This is a genomic window from Streptomyces sp. Ru72, assembly GCF_002920635.1.
In the GTDB taxonomy this organism is placed as follows: domain Bacteria; phylum Actinomycetota; class Actinomycetes; order Streptomycetales; family Streptomycetaceae; genus Streptomyces.
This window is the reverse complement of record NZ_PQSR01000198.1, coordinates 1-5,420: the sequence shown is the minus strand read 5'-3', so window position 1 is coordinate 5,420 and position 5,420 is coordinate 1. Positions and strand designations below refer to the sequence as shown.

Sequence of the window (5,420 nt, the reverse complement as noted above, 5' to 3'; positions counted from 1 at the left end):
CAGCCCGGGGGGTATCGGCGGCCGTCGTACCGCAGCGTCGGTCGGCGCAGGATCTCGCCGATCCAGTCGGTGGTGAAGGCCGCCAGGTCCTCGACCGGTCCGGTACGCTCGCGCGACACGATGTCCGGGCGCTCCTGCGTCAACGCGAAGTTGCAGACGTGCAGTTCACTGCACCGTACGGTGTCCGCTTCCAGGGAGGCACCGAGTGCAAGGAAGTGCACTCGCTGATGACTGAGGTTCACCACGAGACGCATCTCGTCGTGCTCCGCGGTGTTGCCGTCCTCATCGAGTTCGTCACGGGGGAAGAACAGTACGTAGGTGTCGCTGGGCCGACAGGGCCATAGCTCGGCGCCCTCTCGAACCAGGCGCAGGAACTCGCGCTGGGACGTGTCGCAGTTCTCCGGGGTTTTGTCGTGTTCATCGAACTCGAACCACAGCGGTTGCACGGATGTCATCGTAGGTGCTGGCAGCCCTGCCGTTCGACGGGGTTTCGGACCGCGATCTACCCACACGATGCGATCGAAGCCCATCGAGCCTTCATCGCCCGCCGTCGGGCCCTGCGACCTGCGGAGGAATACCGGACGCCCACCGCCGAAGAGTGGGACCAGTTCCTCGGCCACTTCGAGAAGCGGATGCTCTCGATCGGCATCTGCGGACGCGCATTCGGAACCGCCTGCATCCACGATGCATGCCTGCGTCCGCTGCTCCTTGCTCCGTCCCGAAGCCACCCAGCGCCCGCGTCTGGTCGAAATCCGCGACAACCTGGGCCCTCCACCTTGATCGTGGACACCTCGACACTGGATCTTGAATGCAGGGAGAGGAGTCCCGAGTGGGGACCTACAAGTACTCGGCGGAGTTCCGGGCCGACGCGGTGGCGCTGGGTCGTTCGTCGGGCCGGCCCGTCTCACGCATCGCTGCCGAACTCGGCGTGAACCACGAGACGCTGCGGCAGTGGATCAAGACCGCGGAGAACGCCGAGCGGCCCGAGGCGCTCGCCGAGTCCACGAAGGACGCGGAGATCGCGGCCTTGCGCAAGCAGGTCCGCGAGCTGGAGATGGAACGTGACATCCTGCGCCGGGCGGCCAAGTATTTTGCGGGCGAGACTAACTGGTGAGCCGCTTCGAGTTCGTCGCCGACCATCGCGACGCCTTCGGCGTGAAGCGGCTGTGCACCGTGCTGAATCTGTCCCGGTCCGGGTTCTACCGGTGGCTGAAGACCGCCCCGGCGCGGGCCGCGAAGAAGGCCGCCGACGCGGCGCTCACCCGGCGGATACGCAAGGTCCACACAGAGTCCGGGAAGACGTACGGCGCCAAGCGGATCACCGCCGAGCTCCGCGAGGGCGGTGTGATGGTGAACCGCAAGCGCATCGAGCGGCTCATGCGCCAACACGGCATCCAGGGGCGGAGGTTGAAGCGGCGACACCGCACCACGATCCCGGATCCCGCTGCCCAGGCGGTGCCCGATCTGCTGCGGCGGAACTTCACCGCATCCGCCGCCGACCGGGCATGGGTCGGTGACATCACCTATCTGCCCATCGCCGGCGGGAAGTTCCTGTATCTGGCCACAGTCATCGACGTGTTCTCCCGTCGCCTGCTGGGCTGGTCGATGGCCGATCACATGCGAGCCGAGCTCGTCACCGACGCGCTCAACGCGGCCGTCCGCACTCGCGGCGGACAGGTGGACGGCGTCATTTTCCACAGCGATCACGGGGCTCAGTACGGGTCGAAGGCGTTCGCCGACGCATGCCACCAGGCCGGGAGCCTCCGATCCATGGGAGCGGTCGGCACCTCCGCGGACAACGCCGCCGCGGAGTCGTTCTTCGCCTCGCTCAAGCGGGAGATCCTTCCCGACCGGCACGGCTGGCCGACCGCACGAGCCGCCCGGCTCGCAGTCTTCCGCTGGCTAGGCTTCTACAACCACCGGCGCAGGCACTCCACGATCGGCTACCTCGCGCCGGTCGCCTTCGAACAGAGATCAACTACGCTGGCCATCGCCGCATGACAACCGGTGTCCACGATCAAGGTGGAAGCCCCGTCCGCTCGACCACCCACCGGTAGACGCCCAGGCCGGAGCCGTGCTCGGTGCCGCGCCGTGCGATGGCGGGCACCACGCCCCGGGCGCGGACCTCCTTGCGGTAACGGTCGTGGTCGTAGCCGCGGTCCGCGTAGAGGGTGACCGCTCTGCGGCGGGGCCGGCCGACGCGGCCGCGGACGGGCGGGACGGCATCCAGCAGGGGCAGGAGCTGGGTGACGTCGTTGCGGTTGCCGCCGGTGAGGATGACGGCGAGTGGAGTGCCGTGTCCGTCGGTGATCAGGTGGTGCTTGGAGCCGGCCCGGCCCCGGTCGACCGGCGACGGGCCCGTGTGGCTCCCCCTTTTAGCGCCCTGACGCGGGAGGAGTCGACCACGCAGCGGGACCAGTCCAGCTTCCGTTCCGCGTTCAGTTCGGCGAGCAGGACCTCGTGCAGCTGCTGCCAGACCCCGGCCTCGTTCCAGTCCCTCAGTCGGCGCCAGCACGTCATCCCCGAACCGAACCCCAGCTCCTTCGGTAGGTACTCCCACTGGATGTCCGTGTGCAGCACGTACAGGATCCCGCACAGCACCTGCCGATCCGGCAACGGCTTCCGGCCCGGATACCGAAACCTGCGCTCCCGCCTCGGCAACAGTGGCTCGATCCGAGCCCACAGCTCATCCGACACAATCCACGGTGATGCCCCCACGCATCCGACAACGCTCAACTCGCCATCCAGACACGGACACCACCGCTCGACCACCTCATTGTGTTAGCCGTTGTAAGAGCACACGCGGCCGGGAAGGCCGAAGGGGCTACCTCTGGTGAGTCGTGCACTGGGTGGGGCGCTTGTTTCCGGACGGTCTGGGTCCGTTAACCTCGCCCTCGCATGGGGGGCATGGTGACCGAGGGCTCGGGCGCCGTGGCGACAGTGGGGCCTCAACCACCCGAGCCACCCTGAGCCTTGGGCCGTCGGCCGGATGTCACCCATGCCCCACCGTGAAGGAGGAATGGGTGGCCCAACACACCCTGAGGAGCGGATGCATCGCGGTCGCCGCGACGTTCGCCCTCACTTCGGGGGTACTGCCGCTGACCGCGGCGACGGCCTCGGCCGACACCCCCACCGAGACGGTCATACCGGCCGCTCTGTTGCACAATCCGCCCGGCGACGTCGTCGTCTTCGCCGGCACAGGCGGATTCCTGCACCGGTCCGACACGCAGTCCACCTACGTATGGACGAAATATGCGGGTGCACCGGACATCCCGATGCCCGAGGTCAAGAGCAACAGTCCTCTACCCGGCTACTGGGGTGCGGGTTCCGACATCGTGGCAACCCCGTCGACCGACGGGTACCACCTACACGACATGGACTCCGGAACGACCACCACCATCACCCCCGGGGCCGGCCAGAGCTATCTGGGAACCTTCGGCTCGCGCTTGCTGACGGTCACCAAGGCCGCGGACGGAACCGTGGCGGGCTTTCATGTGCTCGGCATGGCGGACGGGCAGCAGACCGACACACCGGTCACCGGCTGGCCCGAAGACGCCACACTGCAGGCAGTAGTGATGGCCGGGGACGCGGACTCGGTGGTGTTGCGCTACACCGAGAGCACGAACGGCACCACCGAGAGCCGGCTGGCGCTGGTGGACCTGGCGACCGGTGCGGTCACACCGGTCACGGGGACACTGGCCCCTTACGCCCGCGTCGTGCTGTCCGACAAGTACATCGCCTCGTATTCGTGGTACGGAGCCGACGGGATCGGATCGGCGGGGCAGGTCCACGTAGTGTCCCGCTCCGCCCCCGGCGGACCCGAGAGCGTCATCCAGGTACCGCCGGCGCCATTGGGCAGCGGGTACAGCAGCGGGCTGCGGTTCATGGGCATCGCCGGTGACTCCCTGCTGATGACCTACTCGGTTTCGCATTCTGGTGCGTACACAGAGAACGATGTCCTCGGTTACCCGCTCTACGCGATGCCGTTGTCCGGCTCGACCACGGTCACCCCGGTCCTGGGCCACGCCAACATGAACACCGTCAGGCAGGCGCCGGGCGGGGTCGTCGCCGTCGGCGGCTCGTCCGCCACCGACTGGGCGGCCCGCCTGTTCACCGCCGGGCCGGACGGCACCCCGGTGGGGACCGCCGTGGACTCCGATCCCGCCGTGCCCGCTCCCCTCGACGGCCTGGCTCTGGGCAACAGGGAGTTGTTCATGATCCGGCGCCTGTCGGCCGGCGGAGACTATGTCTACGACCGGACCGTGCAGCTCGGTTCCCCGCCCTCCTACGGCGCCGAGTGGTACTTCGGCCAGCCCTTCGCGCCCACCGACTGCGACTCCACGGCCACCTGCAACTCGCCCATCGCCACCGGCGACGGAAACATCTCGCAGCTGTGGTCCAACGCGAACGCCCAGGGCGACGCCGTCACCGTGCAGAGCCCGGGCAGCTCCGCGGTCCTGGTCACCCCCGGCGCCACCGGCGGCACCCTCATCGACGCCGAGGGCCGCTACGTGGTCTACAACGGCGGCTCCACGAACAAGCAGTACATCGGTGACGCGGACGCGGGCGGCAACAGCCACGTGCTCTTCAGCCGGCCCGTCACCGCCGCCGCGCTGGCGGGCTCCACGGTGTGGGTCCCCGGAACCACCGCGGGCACCCTGACCCAGATCGACCTCACCACCCGGCGCACCGTCCAGAGCATCGCCACCGGCGCGCCGTGCGTGCCCAGCGAGTTGCAGTCGGCCGCCCAGCACTGGGTGTACTGGTCGTGCGGAACGTCGGGCCCGGCGGGCGTGTGGGACCTGGCCACCGGCAAGGACATCCCCGTCCCCGCAGGCCTCGCCCAGCTCGGTGACGGGTTCGTCGTCGAGCACGACACGGCGGCGGGCAAGCTCACGTTCACCGACGTGCACACCGACACGGCCGTCACCAGCGACCTGGCCGACCTGCCCGGCGGACCCGTCGCGGACGACCGCAGGGTGACCTGGGCCGTCGACAAGTACCAGGGCGGCATCGCCTACGTGGACAGCGGGAAGAACATCCACCTCGTCGACCCGCACATCCCCGCCTCGCCCCCCGCTCCGGCCGCAGGCTCCTTCATGTACCCCGGACAGCAACTGTCCCCCGGCCACAGCCTGAGCAGCGCCACGATGACGCTGACCATGCAGACGGACGGCAACCTCGTGGCGTACCTGAAGACCGGCAAGGGTGTCGGCCAGGCTCTCTGGTCGAGCCGGACCGGCGGCAACCCGGGTGCGTACGCGGTGATGCAGACGGACGGCAACCTCGTGGTCTACAAGAACGGCGGCGGACCCGGCACCGGCGGCGCCCTGTGGTCGAGCCGGACCTACGGCAACCCGGGGGCGTACGCCACCGTGCAGGACGACGGCAACGTCGTCGTCTACGCGAAGGCGAGCACC

3 protein-coding genes and 1 pseudogene are annotated in these 5,420 nt (G+C 68.8%); 2 read left to right on the top strand and 2 right to left on the bottom strand.

Features of this window, described 5'->3' with window-relative positions; all coding sequences use genetic code 11:
• Positions 1-620: hypothetical protein (locus tag C3488_RS39075; protein WP_181139377.1), on the bottom strand; the 620-nt coding region annotated here is incomplete at its 3' end.
• A gap of 209 nt (positions 621-829) precedes the next feature.
• Here C3488_RS39075 and C3488_RS39065 point away from each other — a divergent pair.
• Positions 830-2,001 (top strand): IS3 family transposase gene (locus C3488_RS39065; protein ID WP_374955495.1). Its coding sequence is split into 2 segments (ribosomal slippage): positions 830-1,106 and positions 1,106-2,001, totalling 1,173 coding nucleotides; the frame shifts between segments, so codons are not numbered across the junction.
• A 31-nt stretch (positions 2,002-2,032) separates the two neighbouring features.
• On the opposite strand, the pseudogene C3488_RS39060 reads toward C3488_RS39065, so the two are convergent.
• Positions 2,033-2,718 (bottom strand): annotated as a pseudogene (locus tag C3488_RS39060) (IS5 family transposase); the annotation flags it as partial.
• A gap of 305 nt (positions 2,719-3,023) precedes the next feature.
• Here C3488_RS39060 and C3488_RS39055 point away from each other — a divergent pair.
• The coding region (locus tag C3488_RS39055; protein WP_107528768.1) for a hypothetical protein at positions 3,024-5,420 on the top strand (2,397 nt) is incomplete at its 3' end.